The sequence below is a fragment of the Saccharothrix coeruleofusca genome, from assembly GCF_017876325.1.
In the GTDB taxonomy this organism is placed as follows: Bacteria; Actinomycetota; Actinomycetes; order Mycobacteriales; family Pseudonocardiaceae; genus Actinosynnema; species Actinosynnema coeruleofuscum.
The window spans coordinates 7,155,097-7,173,588 of the sequence record NZ_JAGINV010000001.1 but is presented as its reverse complement, the minus strand read 5'-3'; the positions used below and the strand labels follow the sequence as shown (position 1 = coordinate 7,173,588).

Genomic DNA, 18,492 nt, shown 5'->3' with positions numbered 1-18,492 from the left:
GCCCCACGTCTCCAGGACTGTGTCATTCGTCGAGCAAGCAGCCGAGTCCGCCCCCGCACGCCTTCGACGCCCGAGCCACCGTTGGTGAGATCACCTCAGTGTCAAGGAATCCATTAAGGACAAACTCCGAGGAGTGCGAAATCGATGTCCGTGGACATGTATGAGCACCGTTTCAGGAAAGAGTTACGAAAGGTGGAGGCGTTCCGTCAAGACGGTACATGGAATCGCGAAGTATGGCCCACCCCGGATTCACAGTCAGGCGAGTTCCCTGCCTGGCGAGCCTTATTCACATCCCTCTGCCTTTACGGTCACAGCACCGGCTACCGCCTCTTCTCGTACGAAGATTTCTTCAAGGTGTGCAAGAATGCGTACACCAAAAGCCACCCCAATCCTGCGCGATTCAAGAGGTACTTCAAAGAACCACTCCTCGAGGGCATGAGGCATCGAGTCGGGGTCTGGTACGAGTCCGGAATGGCAGAAACTTACCTCTACGTGTGCCTCGTGCAGGCCCTGGAGGACAAAGCCAAGGTTGGCGTGGTGCTGTACGACCCTCGCGCCGACTGGAAACTGAAGTCCGACATCGTAATCCATATGAATGGCCGCACGATGCGGGTCAGCGCCTACTTCGGGCCAAGCCAGGATCGGCCACGGATCGAGCAGCAGCGCGATGCAATCGAACGCGAGCGGAAACAGAACACTACAGAGTCGGCACACTGGGGCAATGCGGCGTTGGAGAATATACCACTATTGGAGATCCGAGTCACCGATGAGGACATGCAAGTCGTCAACGGATGTCGGCTGTTCTCGATCGAAGCCGTAAACCAGCTGTTAAATCAGCTATACGACCACGCGGGGGTCGGTCAAGGACGCTGGACGTTCCCCCAGCAGACACGGCAGCAGTAGAGCAGCGACAGCGGCCGACGGTTTAGGGCTCTACAACAGGCTCCACCGCCGGCCGGCACTGCCTAACTTGCCCCACGACCTCACTGCGGCCCGCGCCTCGGCATGCTCGACGCTTTCGCCGAGTTGGACATCTCATGCTGGTCAGAAGGGCCTCAATCATGCAATGGGGCCGCCGGGACACCCGACGAAAGGGCGCGTTCGACGTCCTCGCGGTACTTCAGCACCGCCCCGAGCGACATGGCCGCGGCACGGGCGTCGAGCTCGGTGCGCCCCAGCGCCAGCAGCGCCCGCGCCCAGTCCAGCGACTCCGCCACCCCCGGCGGCTTGAGCAGCTCCATCCCGCGCAGCCGCCGCACCGCCCGCGCCACCTGCCCGGCCAGGCGTTCGGGCAGCTCCGGCAGGCGGCGGCGCAGGATGGCCACCTCGCGCTCCAGGTCCGGGTGCTCCAGCCAGTAGTACAGGCAGCGGCGCTTGAGCGCGTCGTGCACCTCGCGGGTCCGGTTGGAGGTGAGCACCACCAACGGTGGTTCGGCAGCCCGAACCACGCCGAGCTCGGGGATGGTGACCGCGTGCTCGCCCAGCACCTCCAGCAGGAACGCCTCGAACTCGTCGTCGGCGCGGTCCACCTCGTCCACCAGCAGCACGCACGGCGCCTCCTCCAGCGCCCGCAGCAGCGGTCTGGCCAGCAGGAAGCGGCGCGTGTAGAGGGACGCCTCGGCCTCACCCGCGTCCACCGGGCCCGCGGCCTCCAGTGCGCGCAGGTGCAGCAGCTGGCGCGGGAAGTCCCAGTCGTACAGGGCTTGCGAGGCGTCGATGCCCTCGTGGCACTGGAGGCGGACCAGCGGCAGGCGCAGCGCTTCGGCCAGTGCCAGCGCCAGTGACGTCTTGCCGGTGCCGGGTTCGCCCTCGCAGAACAGCGGGCGGCGCATCCGCAGCGCGAGGAAGGCGGCCGTGGCGATGCCCGCGTCGGGCAGGTAGCCGACGCGGTCCAGGTCGTCGGCCAGGTCCTCGGGGGTCACGGGGGTCGAGTATCCCGGCGGTGCCCCCCGGAGCGCGACGCCGTGTTTCCCTGGGGTCGCGGGTCCGGGGGAAGTCAGGGTTCGACCCGGATGTCGCGGGGCCCGCCGCGGGACAGGCTTGAGCCATGACGAACGACGTGCTCAACCAGGCCACCGACAAGGTCAAGAAGCTCCGCCGCAGCCGCAGCGACCGGATGGTGGCGGGTGTGTGCGGCGGCGTCGCCAAGCTGCTGGGCGTGGACGCGGCCCTGCTGCGCATCCTGCTCGTCGCCGCGACCCTGTTCGGGTTCGGCGCGGGCGCGGTGCTCTACCTCGCCTGCTGGCTCCTCGTCCCCGAGGAGGACTGACCGCATCTGCAAGTACCACCCGGCCCCCCTCGGGTGGTACTTGCAGACGTCAGCGGGGGTGGCCGGGGACGCCGGGCAGGGTCTGCCAGGGGCGGGGACCGGCCAGGGGGCGGTACTCCACGCCGAGCGCGTCCAGCCTCGGCAGGTGGTGCTCGGCCAGCCGGGCCAGGAACTCCGCCTCGTCACGCGGCGCGGGGCTCCACACCACCTCGGCGAACGCGGCCAGGCGCGGGAAGGCGGCGTAGTCCAGCCGCCGGGGGGAGTCCAGGTGCTCGGTCCACAGGTTCGCCTGCGCGCCGAGCACCCGGCCCACCGGCTCGTACCGGTAGACGTCCTCCAGCGTCAGCACCGTGCCCACCGGGATCGGCTCGTCCGGGCGGTCGGACTGCCGGTAGTCCAGGTACACGTGCCGCTCCGGGCACATCACCACGTCGTGCCCGCGCGCCAGCGCCGCCCGCCCGGCCTCCTCGTCGCGCCACGCGGCGACCACGGTGCTCACCGGCAGCGGCCCGACCGACAGCACCTCGTCCCACCCGTACGGGCGACGTCCGCGACTGACCAGGTGCTGCGCGATCCGCCGCACGAACCGGCCGTCCCCGCCGGGCGCCTCGTCCCCGCCCAGGCCGATGACCTCGCTGGGGAAGACCTCCAGCAGCTCGTCGAAGACGTCCAGGTAGAAGTCCACAGTGGACTCGTGCGCGTTGAGGACGCGGGGGTTCACGCCCCAGTCGGTCCACACGCCGCCGCCCTCGGTGCCCAGCTCCGGGTAGGCCGCGATGGCCGCCTGCGAGTGGCCGGGCACGTCGATCTCGGGCACCACGGTGATGTGCCGCCGCGCCGCGTACGCCACCACCTCGCGCAGGTCGTCCTGCGTGTAGTAGCCGCCGTGCGGGCGTCCGGTCATCAGCCCGCCGCGCCGGTCGCCCCACCGCGAGTCCGGCCGCCAGCCGCCGACCTCGTGCAGCCGGGGGTGGCGCTTGGACTCGAACCGCCAGCCCTGGTCGTCGGTCAGGTGCAGGTGCAGCACGTTGAGCTTGTGCGCGGCCAGCAGGTCCACGTACCGCAGCAGGTCGGCCTTGGGCAGGAAGTGCCGCGCCACGTCGATCAGGCACCCGCGCCAGGCGAACCGGGGGTGGTCCTCGACCCGGCACACCGGCAGCAGCACCGGCCCGTCGTGGATCGGGGCCGCGCGGAAGGCGTCCGGCCCGCTCAACTGCCGCAGCGTCTGCCGCGCGTAGAACTCCCCCGCCTCGTCGGCGGCCTCCACCACGACCCCGGAGTCCGAGATGGACAGCCGGTAGCCCTCGGCCGGGCCGTCGACCGCGCGCACCTCGACCCGGCCGGAGAACTCGACCTCGCCGTCGCCCCTGGTGAACCGCACCGGCTTGGGCAGGATCACGACTTCACCGCCCCGGCCAGCCCGGCCACCAGCCTGCGCTGCACCACCACGAAGAACACCAGCACCGGGATGGTCATCAGGGTCGACCCGGCCATGATCGCCCCCCAGTCGTTCTGGTCGGGCTTGATGAACACCTGCAGCGCCAGCGGCAGCGTCTGGTTCTCCGCCGCCGAGATGATGAACGTCTTGGCGAACAGGAAGTCGTTCCAGGCGTGGATGAACGACAGCACGCTGGTCGCCACCAGGCCCGGCGCCACCAGCGGGAACAGCACCTGCCACAGGAACCGGAAGCGGGAGGCGCCGTCGAGGGTGGCCGCCTCCTCCAGCTCCACCGGCACCGCCGCGACGAACCCGCGCAGCATCCAGATCGCGAACGGCAGGCTGAACGCCAGGTGCACCAGCACCAGCGAGCCCAGGTGGTTGAGGCCGAACGCGGGGGCCACGTCGCGCACCGACTGCATGACGAAGAACAGCGGGATGGTCAGCGCCTCCACCGGCACCATCTGCACCACCAGCAGCATCACCAGCAGCGTGGTGCGGCTGCGGAAGCGGAACCGGGTCAGCGCGGTGGCCGCCAGGAACGAGATGAGCAGGCTCAGCAGCACCACCGCCAGCGCCACCACCAGGCTGTTGGCCAGGTAGCGGCCGAAGCTCTGCACGGTCAGCGCGCGCACGAAGCTGTCCAGCGTCGGCTCGGCGGTCCACGGCCGGGGGTCGGCCGAGATCACCTCGTCCTCGGGCTTGAGCGCGGTGAGCACCATCCAGTACAGCGGGAAGGCGATGATCCCGGCGATGACGACGGTGATCGCCTCGTAGAAGCCGCGGCTCAGTCCTCGGGGCATCACAACTCCTCCCCGCTGCGGCGCAGCGCCCGCAGGTAGCCCAGGGTGACCAGCAGCAGCAACAGCGTCATGACCACGCCGATGGCCGCGCCCAGCCCGTACTCGGAGGCGGCGAACGCCTGCTGGTAGGCGTAGACGTTGAGCACCAGGTTGCGGCCCGCGATGCCGCCGCCGCTGGTCATCACGTAGATCTGGGTGAACACCTTGAAGTCCCAGATGATCGACTGGATGGTGACCACGATCAGCAGCGGCCGCAGCAGCGGCAGGACCACGCTGCGGGTGGTGCGCCAGGTGGACGCGCCGTCCAGCGCCGCGGCCTCCAGCACCTCGCCGGGGATCGCCTTGATGCCCGCGTACAGGGTCACCATGACGAACGGGAACGAGCACCAGATCACCTCGGCGGCGACCACGCCGAACGCGGTCCACTTGCCGAACATCCAGGAGAACCCGGTGGTGCCCAGCACCTCGTTGACGAACCCGAAGTTGGCGTCGAACAGGAACAGCCAGATCGTCGAGCCCGCCACGGCGGGGGTGGACCAGGCGCCCAGCGCGGCCAGGAACAGCACCATCCGCGCCCAGGTGCGGACCTTGGTGGCCAGCACGGCCAGCGCCGTGCCGACCAGCAGCGTGCCCACCACGCAGAACGCCGCGAACGCGACGGTCTGCCCGAGCACCGACCAGAACTGCCGGTCGGCCAGCAGGGTGGCGTAGTTGTCCAGGCCCAGGAAGGTCAGCGGCGCGCCACCGCTGACCTGCTCCTGGCCGTAGTCGAACAGGGAGATCAGCACCAGCTGGTAGATCGGGTAGCCCATCAGCCCGACCAGGACCAGCAGGGCCGGGGCGAGGTAGGCGTAGGCGGTGCGCCCCTCGCCCCGACCGGCCCGCCGGGTCACGCCGTGGGTCATGAGGAGAACGCGGCGTTCATCTGGTCGGCGGCGGCCTTGGCCGCGCCGTCCAGGTCCTGTTCGCCGGTGGCGACCTGCTGGATCAGCGTGGGCAGCACGCCCTGGGCGTCGACCTTGGCCCAGTTGGGGGTCACCGGCACGAACTTGGTGCCCGCCTCCAGGGTCTTGGTGAACGGCTCCAGCGCGGGGTCGGCCTCGGCGACCTCGGCCTGCACGTCGCCGAAGGTGGGCAGGTTGCCCATGGCGTCGAACATCTTGCGCTGGTAGACCTTGCCGCCCAGCAGCTGGACGAACTGGGTGGCCAGGGTCTTGCGCTGGCTGCCCTTCATCACGCCGAGCAGGTTGCCGCCCGCGAACGCCGGGGCGATGGAGCCGCTGTCCTTGCCGGGCAGCGGGACCACGGCGTACTTGCCCGCCGCGGTGGAGGAGTCGACGGACTTGCGGTTGAAGTCGCCGCCGATGACCATCGCGGCCTTGCCCGCGCGGAAGGCCTCCACGCTGGCGTCGCCGCCGTTGGCCGCGCACTGGGCGGGCGGGCAGATGTCGTCGGCGATCAGCTCGGTGTACTGCTTCAGGCCCGCCTTGGACTCGGGGCTGTCGATGGCGGCGACGTACTTGCCGCCGTCCTCGCGGGCGATGTCGCCGCCGTTGGCCCACACGAACGGCATGGCGCCGTAGGTGTACTTGCCACCCGCGGAGATGCCCAGCATGTCCGGCTTGGCCTGGCGGATCCTCCTGGCCAGCGGGGCGATGTCGGCCAGCGTGGCGGGCGGCTGCAGGCCCAGCTCGCTGAACACGTCGGTGCGGTAGTACAGCGCGCGCACCCCGACGTACCAGGGCAGGCCGTAGACCTTGCCGTCGACCTTGCCGGTCTCCAGCACGGCGGGCAGCAGGTCCTGGCCGTCGGCCCAGGAGGACAGGTCCAGCTCGCCGAAGCCGCCGCCCGCGACGTAGCCCGCGAGGTCGGTGTTGCCGAACTCGGCCACGTCGGGCGCGCTCTGCGGGTCGCTGAAGGCGGCCTTGAAGCGCTCGGCGCGGGTCTGCACCTGGATGTACTGCACGTCCACGGTGACGCCCTGGTGGGCGGCCTGGAACTCGGTGACGGCCTCCTTGACCACGGCCTCCTTGGGGCCCCGGTTGACCTCGTCGAACAGCCAGACCCGCAACTGGCCGGTCTGCTCGTCGCCGCCGGAGGCGGCCGGACCGGACTGGACCGGCGAGCAGCCTGCCAGGGCGGCGACCGCCACGGCGGTCAGCACCACGAACCGCATCTCCGACACCCCTTCCATGGGTTGCACTATGTGCAACAGGTATTTCATGGGAAGCAACGGGGATGCTATGTCCGAATGGCCGAACGGTCTAGACCAGATTCGCCCAGGTCCGCACGGCCCCGGCGGACAGCGGCGCGTCCCAGCCCCCCGGCCGCACCGCGCTGCCCACGTGGAACGCGGTCGCGCCCGCCGCTTTCAGCGGGGCCACGTGCTCCCGCTTGAGCCCGCCGCCGACCAGCAGCCGCACCTCGCCCTGCCGCGCGGCCAGCCGCTCCAGCACCGGCAGCCCGTCGGCCACCCCGCGCGGGCTGCCCGCGGCCAGCACGGTGTCGCAGCCCAGCCCGGCGACCACCGGCCACGCCGCCTCCGGGTCGGCGGAGTTGTCCAGCGCCCGGTGGAAGGTCCACCGGCAGCCCTCCAGCTCGGCCAGCACCTCGGCGCACGCGGCCCGGTCGACCCAGCCGTTCGCGTCCAGGAAGCCCAGCACGAACTCGGTGGCCCCGGCGTCCCGCAACTCGGCGGCCCGGCGGCGCAGCGCGGCCAGGTCGCCGGGCGCGAACCCCGGCGCGTCGCGCAGCATCACCCGGACCGGCAGGTCGGTGGCGGAGAGCACGTCGCGGACGACGGCGGTGGGCGGCGTCAGGCCGTCCGCGGCCATGTCGGCGACCAGTTCCAGCCGGTGCGCGCCACCGGCTTGGGCGGCTTCGGCGTCGGCCGCGTGCAGAGCGATGACTTCCAACATGGTCTGGACCATATCGCCGAGGGGCGACCGGACCGACCTTCCGGAACGACCGTGAACTGTTAACGGAGGGCGGTGTATCCACCGTAGAACTACTCACTCCTTATCTGGTGACCGCCCCTTCGAACCTCGACCAGGGAGGACCTCATGGCCACCGCGAAGCCACTCGCCGGAGCCACCTAGACCCGAGGGGGGACGAGCGGCCCGTCCTCGGTCGGCTTCGAGGGGTGTCGACCGAGGTGGCCGCCGGAGCGCCGGGCGGTCCGCGCTGCGGGAGAGGTGGTGCGGACCGCCCCGCGCTGTGAGGAGGGACGTGTGTGACGATCGGCTACGGCTGGGTACGCCGAGGAGGAGGTGACGACGTGGGTGAGCTGCGCACGACCGGGGAACGCCCGCCGTGGGAGGGACTGGCCGGGGCGGACCGCCACGCCGCCTGCGTCATCGCCGCCCGAGCGGGCGACCGCAGGGCGCTGGACGTGCTGGTCGCCGACCTGACCCCGCTGGTCTGGCACGTGGCCAGGGGCAACGGGCTGGACCGCAGCACCGCCGAGGACGTGGTGCAGACGGTCTGGCTGGCCCTGCTGCGCCACCTCGACCGGCTCAACGAGCCCAGGGCGCTGGTGGGCTGGCTGGTCGTGGCCACCCGGCGCGAGGCCCAGCGCACCTGGACCCCCGCCCGCCGGGAGGCGGCGCTGTCCGACGAGCTGGCCGAGCAGCTGGAGAGCGAGTACGGGCTGCCCGAGGACGCCGCGCTGGTGGACGACCGCGACCACCGGCTGTGGCGCGCGTTCGGGAAGTTGTCGCAGCGGTGCCAAGAACTGCTGCGGCTCACGGTGCTGGCCGGGCGGGCGGAGTACCGCGCGGTCGCGGAAGCACTGTCCATCCCGCGCGGCAGCATCGGCCCCACCAGGGGCCGGTGCCTGAACACGCTGCGCACGCATCTTGAAGCGGAAGGAGGATCGCGGTGAACGACATCGACCCGCGCGATGACCGCAGAGGCCAAGAGGACACCGCCGTCCTCACCGAGCTGAACCGGCTGGTGCACGAGCTCGACCCACCGCCTGCGGACCTGGTGGAGCGAATTCAGTTCGCCGTCGCGCTGGAGAGCCTCGACGTGGAGGTCGCGCGCTGGGAGCGCGCGGGCTCCTTCGCCGGGGTGCGCGGCGGCCAGCCGGGGACCATCACCTTCACGGTGGACAACCTCACCCTGATGGTCAACTTCACCTCCACCGGGGCGCGGCACCGCATCGACGGCTGGCTGGTGCCCGCCGGGGAGCACACCGTCGAGGTGCGCGTGGCCGAGCACGAGTCGAGCACGACCACGGCCGACGACGGCGGCCGGTTCGTGCTCTCCGACGTGCCCGCGGGGACCACCCAGATCGTGGTGCACCTGGTCGACTCCAGGGGCGAGCGGGGGCGCACCGTGGTCACCCCGACGATCATGCTGTGAGCCGCGGGAACCGCTGAACGAGCCAGGGCCCGGTCCGCCGAAGCGGACCGGGCCCTGTTCTCGTCAGCGCGTCAGGCGTGGATCAGAAGTCCATGCCGCCGGCGTCCGGCACGGCCGGGGCGGCCGAGGCCTTCTCCGGCTTGTCCGCCACGACGGCCTCGGTGGTGAGGAACAGCGCGGCGATCGACGCGGCGTTCTGCAGCGCCGAGCGGGTGACCTTCGTCGGGTCCGGCACGCCGGCCGCCAGCAGGTCCTCGTACGCGCCGGTGGCGGCGTTGAGGCCGTGGCCGACGGGCAGGCCCTTGACCTTCTCCACCACGACGCCGCCCTCGAGACCGGCGTTGACCGCGATCTGCTTGAGCGGGGCCTCCACGGCGACCTTGACGATGTTGGCGCCGGTGGCCTCGTCGCCCTCCAGCTTCAGGCCCGCGAACGCGGCCTCGGCGGCCTGCAGCAGGGCCACGCCACCACCGGCGACGATGCCCTCCTCCACGGCGGCCTTGGCGTTGCGCACCGCGTCCTCGATGCGGTGCTTGCGCTCCTTGAGCTCGACCTCGGTCGCGGCACCGGCCTTGATGACCGCCACGCCACCGGCCAGCTTGGCCAGGCGCTCCTGCAGCTTCTCGCGGTCGTAGTCGGAGTCCGACTTCTCGATCTCGGCGCGGATCTGGTTCACCCGGCCCTGGATCTGCTCGGCGTCACCGGCGCCCTCGACCACGGTGGTCTCGTCCTTGGTGACGACGACCTTGCGGGCCTTGCCCAGCAGCGACAGGTCGGCGTTCTCCAGCTTGAGGCCGACGTCCTCGGTGATGACCTGGCCGCCGGTCAGGATCGCGATGTCCTGCAGGATGGCCTTGCGGCGGTCGCCGAAGCCGGGGGCCTTGACCGCGACGGACTTGAACGTGCCGCGGATCTTGTTGACCACCAGGGTCGCCAGGGCCTCGCCCTCGACGTCCTCGGAGATGATCAGCAGCGGCTTGCCGCTCTGCATGACCTTCTCCAGCAGCGGCAGCAGGTCCTTGACCGTGGAGATCTTGGAGCCGTAGAGCAGGATGTACGGGTCCTCCAGGACCGCCTCCTGCCGCTCCGGGTCGGTCACGAAGTAACCCGAGATGTAGCCCTTGTCGAAGCGCATGCCCTCGGTGAGCTCCAGCTCGAGCCCGAGCGCGTTGCTCTCCTCGACGGTGATGACGCCTTCCTTGCCGACCTTGTCCATGGCCTCGGCGATCAGCTCGCCGATGGTCGAGTCGCCCGCGGAGATGGACGCCGTGGCGGCGATCTGCTCCTTGGTCTCGACCTCCTTGGCGGTCTTGTGCAGCTGCTCGATCACGGCGTCGACGGCCTGCTCGATGCCGCGCTTGAGGCCGAGCGGGTTGGCGCCCGCGGCGACGTTGCGCAGGCCCTCGCGGACCAGCGCCTGGGCCAGCACGGTGGCGGTGGTGGTGCCGTCACCGGCGACGTCGTCGGTCTTCTTCGCCACTTCCTTGACGAGCTCGGCCCCGATCTTCTCCCACGGGTCCTCGAGCTCGATCTCCTTGGCGATGGAGACGCCGTCGTTGGTGATGGTCGGCGCGCCCCACTTCTTCTCGAGCACGACGTTGCGACCCTTCGGGCCGAGCGTCACCTTGACGGCGTCCGCGAGGGTGTTCATGCCGCGCTCAAGGCCGCGGCGGGCATCCTCGTCGAAGGCGATCATCTTGGCCATTGCGGTGTGTTCCTCCGCCTAAATCGCGTATGGGGCCACTGGGGACGTGCGTCCTCAGCGGAACACGGTGCTTCGGCCAGGCTCGGTGCCCGCGACGGACGACCCGGTCACGGGATCCCCGTGGCCGCGCCTCACCGTCCCAGCCTGCGTGCTGGCACTCGGCAGTCCCGAGTGCCAGAACCGTGTTTAGCACTCACCGCCGTCGAGTGCAAGAAGCGCAGGTCACCGGGTCGAGCGAACCGACACGCTGGTGGGCAGCGGCTTGCCCGAGGTGGTGGCCTCGCCCACCGGGATGGACTGGCCGGTGCTGGACGTGCCGCTGGAGGGCCGGGTCGGCTCGTCCTTGGGCATGAGGATCACCACCAGCACCACGATCAGCGCGATGGCCGCCGCGCCCACGACCACCGGGAGGAACCACGGCGGCCTGGCGCGGCCGGTGTCGGCGAACGCGCTGGCGCCCACCGGGGCGGGCGGGCGCAGCCGCACCGGCTCGGACGGGAAGCCGGGCTGCTGGTAGCCGGCCGGGCGGTAGGGCTGCTGCGCGGGCAGGCCGCCGCTGTGCGGGCCGGTCTGGGCCAGTGGACCCGACAGCGGACCCGACTGCGGACCCGACAGCGGACCCGACTGCTGGGGCAGCGGGGCGGGCAGCGGACCCGAGTGCGGCCCCTGCTCGGCGCGCCGGGGCGGCGGGGTGCTCTGCTGCGCCGCACCGCCCAGCGCGGCCCGCGCCGCCGCGATCAGCTCCTGGCAGGAGGCGAAGCGCTGGGCGGGCTCCTTGGCCGCGCCCTTGCGCAGCACGTCGTCGATCGCGGGCGGCAGCGCCACCAGCGAGCTCAGCGCCGGGATCTCCGAGCCCAGGTGCCCCTGGATCACGTCCTGCACCCCGCCCTGGAACGGCGGCCGCCCGCTCAGGCAGGCGAACACCATGCAGGCCAGCGCGTACTGGTCGGTGCGGCCGTCCAGCGGCTCGCCGCGCAGGTGCTCGGGCGCGGCGTAGGTGGGCGAGCCGAGGAAGTCGCCGGTGCGGGTGCGGTGGCCGGTCGCGCCGCGCCGGGTCAGCCCGAAGTCGGCCAGGTAGACGTGCTCGCGCGCGGCCTCCTTGGTGGTGACCAGCACGTTGGCGGGCTTGACGTCGAGGTGCACCAGGCCCTTGCCGTGCAGCATGTCCAGCGCCTCGGCCACCTGCCCCAGCAGCGTCAGCGTACGCGCGGGCGAGAGCGGGCCGTCCTTGATGTGGCTGGCCAGGTCGTGGCCGTCGACCAGCCGCATGGCGATGTAGAGCAGGCCGTCGACCTCGTCGAAGTCGTACAGCGGCACGATGTTGGCGTGGTCGATCGCCGAGGTGTTGCGCGCCTCGTCGACGAAGCGCTCGCGGAACTCCGCGTCGGCGGTCAGGTGCTCGCCGATGACCTTCAACGCCACCTTGCGCCCGAGCCGGACGTCCGTGGCCTTGTACGTCACGCTCATGCCACCGCGGCCGAGCACCCCGTCGATCCGGTAGTGGCCCAGCCGTCGCCCAGTCAGGTCGTCCGACACGCGAGGCAGCCTAACGCCCGCCGGAAGCCCGCCGCGCCGGGTTCGGGCCGACGCGCCGGAAAACCGCCCGACCCGCCGCTGGGACGGGCCGGGCGGGAGTCACGATGCCTTGCGGACGTCCGACGCCTGGCTGCGGCCGTCGCGCCCCGCCTGGATCTCGAACTCCACGCGGTCGCCCTCCGCGAGGGTGCGGAACCCCTCCATCTGGATCGCCGAGTAGTGCACGAAGACGTCCGGCCCGCCGTCGGCGGCGATGAAGCCGTACCCCTTCTCCGAGTTGAACCACTTGACCGTGCCGACAGCCAAGACGTCCTCCTTCGAGAAATACCTGAGCAAAGCGCCACGCTAGAGGCAGCGAGGGGGTCGCCGATACCCCCTTACGGAGTCATGCGCGGGGTCATCCGCGCGGGCTGAGTCCGTTGTCCCGCAACCAGGTGGCCAGCCCGCGCGGGCTGCGCGTCCTGGTCAGCACCAGGCCCGGCCCGGCGAAGTCCAGCACCAGGCCCGCACCGGTGCGCACGGACTGCGACGCGTCCGGCGACAGCGCCCGCAGCCTGCACTGGAGGGTGTCGGCGAAGCCCAGCACGTGGCCGCTGTCCACGGTCACCAGCTCGCCCGGCGCCAGGGTCACCACGTCCAGCTCGCCGTAGCAGCCCAGCACCACCGAGCCGGTGCCGAAGGCGTAGTTGAGGAAACCGCTGTCCCCGCCGTGCAGGGCGCGCAGCGGGGGCGCGGCCGGGTCGAAGCCGACCGTGCCCGCGCAGGCCAGCCAGCTGTTGCCCGCCAGGCACCAGCCCGCGGTGCCGTCCAGCTCCAGCACGTGCAGGTCGCCGGGCAGCGGCGGGGCCACGTCCACCCAGCCGCCCTCGGGGCCCGCGGTGCAGCGGGCGGCGCGCACGCCCTTGCCCTTGACGCGGGTGTCGACCCCCACGCCGTAACTGGTGGCCAGCAACGAGGACCGCTCGACCAGCACCGGCTCGGCGGGCGCCAGCACCAGCCTGGCCACTCCCGAAGTCGGCGTGTGCCGCGTCCGGACCTGCACCTCAATCCCCCTCCCCAGCACCGGGTGTGACGGCCGGTCGGAGCAGTCTCGCACGGGCGCGGCAGGATGGGCGCCGTGCCGAGCCCCCTCACCGCCGTAGCCGACCACCGCGCCCGGATCGCGGAGCTGGTCGGCCCGATGCCCGTGGTGACCGCGCCGGTGGCCGACTGCCTCGGCCTGGTGCTGGCGGCCGACCTGGTCGCGCCGGTGTCGCTGCCGCCGTTCGACAACTCGGCCATGGACGGCTACGCGGTGCGCGCGGCCGACGTGGCGGGCGCGCCGGTGTCCCTGCCGGTGGCGCAGGACATCCCGGCGGGCCGCACGGACGTGCCGCCGCTGGAGCCGGGCACCGCGCACCGGATCATGACCGGCGCGCCGCTGCCGCCCGGCGCGGACGCGGTGGTGCAGGTGGAGTGGACCGACGGCGGCACCGAGGTGGTGCGGCTGGAGCGCGGCGTGGCCGAGGGCGCGAACGTGCGGCGCGCGGCCGACGACGTGGCGGCGGGCGCGACGGTGCTGCGCGCGGGCACCCCGCTCGGGCCCGCCCAGCTGGGCCTGGCGGCGGCGCTGGGGTTGGCCGGGCTGCCGGTGCGCAGGCGGCCCAGGGTGCTGGTGCTGTCCACCGGCTCGGAGCTGGTCGCGCCGGGCGAGCCGCTGCGGCCGGGGCAGATCTACGAGTCCAACGGCGTGATGCTGGCCGCGGCGGTGCGCGAGGCGGGCGGCGAGGCGGAGCTGCTGCGGTTCGTGCCCGACGACGTGGCGCGGTTCCACGACGCGGTGGCCGCGCGGCTGCCCGGCTTCGACCTGCTGCTGACCTCCGGCGGGGTCAGCGCGGGGGCGTACGAGGTGGTCAAGGACGCGCTCACCGGGCGCGGGGTGGAGTTCACCAGGGTGGCCATGCAGCCGGGCGGGCCGCAGGGCGCGGGCCGCTACCTGGGCGTGGCGGTGGCGACGCTGCCCGGCAACCCGGTCAGCGCGCAGGTGTCGTTCGAGGTGTTCATCCGGCCCGCGCTGCGCGCGGCGATGGGGTTCGCGCGGGTGGAGCGGCCCACCGCGCGGGCGCGGCTGAGCGAGGCGATCACCTCGCCCGCCGGGCGCACCCAGTTCCGGCGCGGGGCCTACGACCCGGCGTCGGGCCGGGTGGTGACGCCGGTCGGCGGGCCTGGCTCGCACCTGCTGTCGGCGCTGGCGCTGAGCGACTGCCTGATCGAGGTGCCGCCGGAGGTGACCGAGCTGGCCGAGGGCGACGAGGTGCTCGTCCGCTTCCTGGGTGATTCCACGCCATCCGCGATGACACTGTGAGTAGCATCAAAGTCACCGTTCGGAGTTGTTAACCCCGTGTGACTCGAATTACACTGGTTGTCGACCCGCCCGGCCCGCCCGCGCGTTTCGTCGGGGGACGCACGGGCGGGCCGGGCGGCGACGGGTGCCGCCGGCGTAGCGTGTGGCCGGCCGATGCACCGCCCTACCCCGGAAGAGACATGACCGTCGATCGCGACAAGCACAGTGGTGCCGTCTCCCACTTCATCGACCTCGCTCGGGGCGTCGTCCCCCCGATGCACCCCGCCGGCCGCCCCTTCGTGGCAGGCGCGGCGGTGGCGACATTCCTGCTCCGCAGGGTCTCCCCCAAGCTGGGCGTGATCGGCGCGGTGCTGACCGCGTGGGTGGCCTGGTTCTTCCGCGAGCCCAAGCGGACCGCCCCCACCCGCCCCGGCCTGGCCGTGGCCCCCGCCGACGGCACCGTCTCCCACGTCGTGGAGGCCCTGCCGCCCGCCGAGCTGGGCCTCGGCGCCGAGCCGATGACCCGGATCAGCGTGTTCCTGTCGGTGTTCGACGTGCACGTGCAGCGCGTCCCGGTGACCGGCACCGTCCGGCAGGTCTCCTACCGGCCCGGCAAGTTCCTGTCCGCGGACCTGGACAAGGCCAGCGAGGACAACGAGCGCAACACCGTGTGGCTGCGCTCCGACGCGGGCCACGACCTGGTCGTGGTGCAGATCGCGGGCCTGGTCGCGCGGCGCATCGTGTGCCAGGTGGCCGAGGGCGACGCGGTGGTCGCGGGCGCGACCTACGGCCTGATCCGGTTCGGCTCGCGGGTCGACCTGTACGTGCCGCGCGGCAGCCGGGTGCTGGTCGAGGCGGGCCAGCGCACCATCGGCGGCGAGACCGTCCTCGCCGAGCTCCCGGAGGTCTGACCGGTGGCTCCCGGCGGGCCGGGCGTTCGACTGCTGCCGAACGCGATCACCGTGCTCGCGATGTGCGCGGGGTTGTCGGCCGTGCACTTCGCGATGGTCGGCATGTACGGGGCGGCGATCGGCTCGATCGCCGCCGCCGCCGTCTTCGACGGCCTGGACGGCAGGCTGGCCCGGCTGCTGGACGCCACCAGCAAGATGGGCGCGGAGCTGGACTCGCTGGCCGACGCGGTGTCCTTCGGCATCGCCCCCGCGCTGGTGGTCTACGTCTGGCGGTTCGACGGCAGCCGCGAGGGCTGGGTCGTCGCGCTGATCTTCGGCGTGTGCATGGTGCTGCGGCTGGCCCGGTTCAACACCCTGCTGGAGGTCGAGCAGCCGCCCTACGCCAAGGAGTTCTTCGTCGGCGTGCCCGCGCCCGCGGGCGGGCTGTTGCTGCTGCTGCCGCTGATCCTGGACGAGCAGCTGGGCGCGGGCGGCTGGTGGTCGCAGCGCCCGGTGGTCGCGGTGTGGACGGTGGCCGTGGCGCTGCTGCTGGTCAGCCGCATCCCGACGGTGTCGGTGAAGGCGGTCAGGGTGCCCGCGCGGGCGGTCGCGCCGCTGCTGGTGCTGGTGGGCCTGCTGGCCGCCGCGGTGATCACGTTCCCGCTGGTGGCGCTCATCGCCGCCGAGGTGGTGTACCTGGCGCACCTGCCGTACTCGGTGCGCCGCTACCGCTGGCTGGCCCGCCACCCCGAGGCGTGGGAGGTGCCCGCCGCCGACCGGCGGGCCATCCGGCGGGCGCACGGCGTGGCCGCGCGGCGGCTGGGGCTGCACCGGCCGATCCGCAACCGCGTCGCGGGCGCGGCCATGCGGGCGGTGCGGCGGCCCCGGCGGGCGGTCGACCCCACCCAGGTGGTGCCCGAGGCCGGGCGGGGCAGGCGGCGCGGCTGGCGGCGGATCGGGCTGCGCCGGGGGGAGTGAAGAGCCTAGGCTCTTCGCGTGATCACGTTGACGGCCCGGCTGTCCCCCTCGGCGTTGGACACCCGGCGCGGGGTGGTGCGGCTGCACCCGGAGGTCCTCGACGCGCTGGGCCTGCGCGCCTGGGACGCGGTGCGGCTGACCGGCGCCAGGGTCAGCGCCGCGCTGGCCGCCGCGGGCGACGGGCCGCCCGGCGTGGTGCTGGTCGACGACGTGACCCTGTCCAACCTGGGCGTCACCGAGGGCTCCGAGGTCGTGGTGGCCCCGGTGGAGGTCGCCGCCGCCCGCGCGATCACCGTCGCGGGCTCCCGGCTGGCCAGCACCGCGCTGACCCCCGAGACCCTGCGCATGGCGCTGACCGGCAAGGTCCTCACCGTGGGCGACGCGGTCTCGCTGCTGCCCCAGGACCTCGCGCCGCCGCCCGGCTCGGACGTCAGCGCCACCCGCCGCAAGCTGTCCAACGCGATCGGCCTGACCTGGACCAACGAGCTGCTGACGATCACCTCGGCGGAGCCGCCCGGCCCGGTCGCGGTGCAGCCCACCACCGTGGTGAGCTGGCGCGACGGGGCCCGCACCGGTGATCCCGCGCCCGCCGAGGCGCCGCGCCACCCCGACGCGGTGCCGGTGGCCGACCTGATCGGCCAGCAGGACGCCGCCAAGCGGCTGGCCGAGTGGCTGGACCTGACCTTCACCCGCCCCGAGCTGCTCACCAGGCTGGGCGCCGCGCCGAGGCTGGCCGCGCTGGTCAGCGGCCCCGAGGGGGTCGGCAAGACCACCCTGGTCCGCGCGGTGGCGCACAGCGTCGGCGCGACCACCACCGAGATCGCCGCGCCCGGCATCGCGGTGCTGGAGGCCAACGCCGCCGCCCAGCGCCTGGCCGACGCGATCGTGGCCGCGCAAGCGCCCGCCGTGCTGCTGCTCACCGACGTGGAGGCGCTGCTCCCGGCCACCGACCCGCCCCCGGTGGCCACCGTCGTGCTGGAGGCGCTCAAGGCCGCCGTGGCCCGCCCCGGCGTGGTCCTGGTGGTCACCAGCGCCCACCCCGAGGCCATCGACCCCCGCCTGCGCGCCCCCGAGCTGGTCGACCGCGAGCTGGTGCTGCCGCTGCCCGACGCCGCCACCCGCCGGGAGCTGCTGCGGGTGCTGCTGCGCGACGTGCCGCTGGACGCCGACGTGGACCTGCAGGCGGTGGCCGACCGCACGCCCGGCTTCGTCGCCGCCGACCTGGTCGCGCTGCGCCGGGAGGCCGCCGTGCGCTCCGCCCTGCGCCAGCGCGCCGACGACGAGCCGCTGGTGGCGCAGCAGGACCTGATCGGCGCGCTGGACACGGTCCGGCCGATCTCCATGTCCACTTCGGACACGCTGCGCACCGGCGGGCTCACCCTGGACGACGTGGGCGACATGGTCGAGGTGAAGCAGGCGCTGACCGAGGCCGCGCTGTGGCCGCTGCGCTACCCGGACTCCTTCGCGCGGCTGGGCGTGGCTCCCCCGCGCGGCCTGCTGCTGTACGGCCCGCCCGGCTGCGGCAAGACGTTCCTGATCCGCGCGCTGGCGGGCACCGGCAGGCTGAACGTGCTCTCGGTCAAGGGCGCGGAGCTGATGGACAAGTTCGTCGGCGAGTCCGAGCGGGCGGTGCGGGAGCTGTTCCGCCGGGCCGCCGAGGCCGCGCCCGCGCTGGTGTTCCTGGACGAGGTGGACGCGCTGGCCCCGCGCCGGGGCCAGTCCGCCGACTCGGGCGTGGGCGACCGCGTGGTGGCCGCGCTGCTGACCGAGCTGGACGGCGTGGAGCCGCTGCGGGACGTGATCGTGCTGGGCGCGACCAACCGGCCGGAGCTGATCGACCCGGCGCTGCTGCGGCCGGGCAGGCTGGAGCGGCTGGTCTACGTGCCGCCGCCGGACGCCGACGCCAGGGCCGAGATCCTGCGCGCGTCGGCGCGCAACACCCCGCTGGCGGCGGACGTGGACCTGCCCGCGCTGGCGGCGGAGCTGGACGGCTACTCGGCGGCGGACTGCGCGGCGCTGATCCGCGAGGCCGCGCTCACCGCGATGCGCGAGGACCTGGCGGCGGCGTCGGTCACCGCGGCGCACCTGGCGACCGCGCGCAAGACCGTGCGGCCCTCCCTGGACCCGGCCCAGCTGGCGTCGCTGGCCGCCTACGCCGAGTCCCGCCAGCGCGCCTGACGCGCGC

18 protein-coding genes are annotated in these 18,492 nt (G+C 72.8%); 8 read left to right on the top strand and 10 right to left on the bottom strand.

The window, feature by feature from the left end; genetic code table 11:
• Positions 1-144: 144 nt before the first annotated feature.
• Entirely contained in the window at positions 145-903 is a 759-nt protein-coding gene (locus tag JOF41_RS33260) for a hypothetical protein (RefSeq protein WP_209623712.1), read from the top strand.
• Between the two features lie 152 nt (positions 904-1,055).
• Here the strand turns inward: JOF41_RS33260 and JOF41_RS33255 are convergent, their stop codons facing one another.
• Positions 1,056-1,922: an AAA family ATPase gene (locus JOF41_RS33255; RefSeq protein WP_209623711.1), complete on the bottom strand. Its 867-nt coding sequence runs from the start codon at positions 1,920-1,922 to the stop codon at positions 1,056-1,058.
• 125 nt (positions 1,923-2,047) lie between these two features.
• Here JOF41_RS33255 and JOF41_RS33250 point away from each other — a divergent pair, with 125 nt between their 5' ends.
• Complete coding sequence (locus JOF41_RS33250; RefSeq protein ID WP_189221137.1) at positions 2,048-2,269, top strand: PspC domain-containing protein; 222 nt, start codon at positions 2,048-2,050, stop codon at positions 2,267-2,269.
• A 49-nt stretch (positions 2,270-2,318) separates the two neighbouring features.
• On the opposite strand, the gene JOF41_RS33245 is transcribed toward JOF41_RS33250, so the two are convergent.
• The 5 genes from JOF41_RS33245 to JOF41_RS33225 form a co-directional block, all read right to left on the bottom strand.
• A complete protein-coding gene (locus JOF41_RS33245; protein ID WP_307867741.1) occupies positions 2,319-3,665 on the bottom strand; it encodes a beta-N-acetylhexosaminidase in 1,347 nt (448 codons plus the stop codon).
• On the bottom strand, positions 3,665-4,510 hold the full coding sequence (locus JOF41_RS33240; protein WP_189221139.1) for a carbohydrate ABC transporter permease: 846 nt from the start codon (positions 4,508-4,510) through the stop codon (positions 3,665-3,667). Before JOF41_RS33240 ends, JOF41_RS33245 begins: the two co-directional genes overlap by 1 nt.
• Complete coding sequence (locus tag JOF41_RS33235; RefSeq protein ID WP_189221140.1) at positions 4,510-5,415, bottom strand: carbohydrate ABC transporter permease; 906 nt, start codon at positions 5,413-5,415, stop codon at positions 4,510-4,512. Before JOF41_RS33235 ends, JOF41_RS33240 begins: the two co-directional genes overlap by 1 nt.
• The gene (locus tag JOF41_RS33230) at positions 5,412-6,704 is read right to left on the bottom strand and encodes an extracellular solute-binding protein (RefSeq protein WP_372448506.1); all 1,293 of its coding nucleotides are present in this window, start codon (positions 6,702-6,704) and stop codon (positions 5,412-5,414) included. Before JOF41_RS33230 ends, JOF41_RS33235 begins: the two co-directional genes overlap by 4 nt.
• A 70-nt stretch (positions 6,705-6,774) precedes the next feature.
• Positions 6,775-7,428: a copper homeostasis protein CutC gene (locus JOF41_RS33225; RefSeq protein ID WP_229794873.1), complete on the bottom strand. Its 654-nt coding sequence runs from the start codon at positions 7,426-7,428 to the stop codon at positions 6,775-6,777.
• A 359-nt stretch (positions 7,429-7,787) separates the two neighbouring features.
• Between JOF41_RS33225 and JOF41_RS33220 the strand changes: the two genes are divergently transcribed.
• Both JOF41_RS33220 and JOF41_RS33215 read left to right on the top strand, forming a co-directional pair.
• Positions 7,788-8,393, top strand: a complete 606-nt coding sequence (locus JOF41_RS33220) for an RNA polymerase sigma factor (protein WP_189221713.1) — start codon at positions 7,788-7,790, stop codon at positions 8,391-8,393.
• 59 nt (positions 8,394-8,452) lie between these two features.
• Complete coding sequence (locus JOF41_RS33215) at positions 8,453-8,875, top strand: carboxypeptidase regulatory-like domain-containing protein (protein ID WP_244992640.1); 423 nt, start codon at positions 8,453-8,455, stop codon at positions 8,873-8,875.
• A gap of 82 nt (positions 8,876-8,957) precedes the next feature.
• On the opposite strand, the gene groL is transcribed toward JOF41_RS33215, so the two are convergent.
• The 4 genes from groL to JOF41_RS33195 form a co-directional block, all read right to left on the bottom strand.
• Positions 8,958-10,580, bottom strand: coding sequence for a chaperonin GroEL (gene groL / locus JOF41_RS33210; RefSeq protein WP_189221143.1), 1,623 nt, complete (start codon positions 10,578-10,580; stop codon positions 8,958-8,960).
• A 222-nt stretch (positions 10,581-10,802) separates the two neighbouring features.
• Positions 10,803-12,116 (bottom strand): serine/threonine-protein kinase, encoded by a 1,314-nt coding sequence (locus JOF41_RS33205; RefSeq protein ID WP_209623709.1) that lies wholly within the window; start codon positions 12,114-12,116, stop codon positions 10,803-10,805.
• A gap of 99 nt (positions 12,117-12,215) precedes the next feature.
• Positions 12,216-12,422 carry a cold-shock protein gene (locus JOF41_RS33200; RefSeq protein ID WP_033432301.1) on the bottom strand — a complete coding sequence of 69 codons (207 nt, stop codon included), beginning with the start codon at positions 12,420-12,422 and terminating at the stop codon, positions 12,216-12,218.
• Between the two features lie 91 nt (positions 12,423-12,513).
• Entirely contained in the window at positions 12,514-13,158 is a 645-nt protein-coding gene (locus JOF41_RS33195; protein WP_209623708.1) for an AIM24 family protein, read from the bottom strand.
• Between the two features lie 66 nt (positions 13,159-13,224).
• Between JOF41_RS33195 and moeA the strand changes: the two genes are divergently transcribed.
• From moeA to JOF41_RS33175, 4 genes are all read left to right on the top strand, one after another.
• On the top strand, positions 13,225-14,460 hold the full coding sequence (moeA, locus tag JOF41_RS33190; RefSeq protein WP_209623707.1) for a molybdopterin molybdotransferase MoeA: 1,236 nt from the start codon (positions 13,225-13,227) through the stop codon (positions 14,458-14,460).
• A gap of 179 nt (positions 14,461-14,639) precedes the next feature.
• On the top strand, positions 14,640-15,350 hold the full coding sequence (locus JOF41_RS33185) for a phosphatidylserine decarboxylase (protein ID WP_209623706.1): 711 nt from the start codon (positions 14,640-14,642) through the stop codon (positions 15,348-15,350).
• 3 nt (positions 15,351-15,353) lie between these two features.
• The gene (gene pssA, locus JOF41_RS33180; RefSeq protein WP_209623705.1) at positions 15,354-16,307 is read left to right on the top strand and encodes a CDP-diacylglycerol--serine O-phosphatidyltransferase; all 954 of its coding nucleotides are present in this window, start codon (positions 15,354-15,356) and stop codon (positions 16,305-16,307) included.
• 18 nt (positions 16,308-16,325) lie between these two features.
• Complete coding sequence (locus JOF41_RS33175) at positions 16,326-18,485, top strand: AAA family ATPase (protein ID WP_189221149.1); 2,160 nt, start codon at positions 16,326-16,328, stop codon at positions 18,483-18,485.
• Positions 18,486-18,492: the final 7 nt, after the last annotated feature.

Coding starts and splice junctions, on each gene's coding strand:
- JOF41_RS33260 (WP_209623712.1), top strand. CDS start 145: ATGTCCGTGGACATGTATGAGCACCGTTTCAGGAAAGAGTTACGAAAG.
- JOF41_RS33250 (WP_189221137.1), top strand. CDS start 2,048: ATGACGAACGACGTGCTCAACCAGGCCACCGACAAGGTCAAGAAGCTC.
- JOF41_RS33240 (WP_189221139.1), bottom strand. CDS start 4,510: ATGCCCCGAGGACTGAGCCGCGGCTTCTACGAGGCGATCACCGTCGTC.
- JOF41_RS33235 (WP_189221140.1), bottom strand. CDS start 5,415: ATGACCCACGGCGTGACCCGGCGGGCCGGTCGGGGCGAGGGGCGCACC.
- JOF41_RS33230 (WP_372448506.1), bottom strand. CDS start 6,704: ATGGAAGGGGTGTCGGAGATGCGGTTCGTGGTGCTGACCGCCGTGGCG.
- JOF41_RS33225 (WP_229794873.1), bottom strand. CDS start 7,428: ATGTTGGAAGTCATCGCTCTGCACGCGGCCGACGCCGAAGCCGCCCAA.
- groL (WP_189221143.1), bottom strand. CDS start 10,580: ATGGCCAAGATGATCGCCTTCGACGAGGATGCCCGCCGCGGCCTTGAG.
- moeA (WP_209623707.1), top strand. CDS start 13,225: ATGGGCGCCGTGCCGAGCCCCCTCACCGCCGTAGCCGACCACCGCGCC.
- JOF41_RS33185 (WP_209623706.1), top strand. CDS start 14,640: ATGACCGTCGATCGCGACAAGCACAGTGGTGCCGTCTCCCACTTCATC.